Below are 263 nucleotides of genomic sequence, written 5' to 3' on the forward strand. Positions count from 1 at the left end.
GGACTTTCCATCGCAAGTCAAATCATCGAAGGACACGGAGGCTCGATCTGGGTAAAGAGCGAGCAGGGTATCGGAACTAGCCTGTTCTTTACGCTAAAACGGACAACCAACCAAGGAGGGACAGATTCCCATGGCGACGCGCATCCTCATCATTGAGGACGAGACTACCATCGCTCAGCTGGAGCGGGACTATTTTGAGCTGAATGGATTTCTCGTTGATTTATGTCATACAGGCGATGAAGGCTTGCAGCTCGCCCTGCATG

At 51.7% G+C, this 263-nt stretch carries 2 pseudogenes; both read left to right on the forward strand.

Going from position 1 to position 263, the window contains the following annotated elements:
* A pseudogene (locus SB775_RS30590) lies at positions 1–156 on the forward strand (two-component sensor histidine kinase); the annotation flags it as partial.
* Positions 131–263: pseudogene (locus SB775_RS30595) on the forward strand (DNA-binding response regulator); the annotation flags it as partial. The pseudogenes SB775_RS30590 and SB775_RS30595, both read left to right, overlap by 26 nt.

Source organism: Peribacillus sp. SIMBA_075, assembly GCF_046534585.1.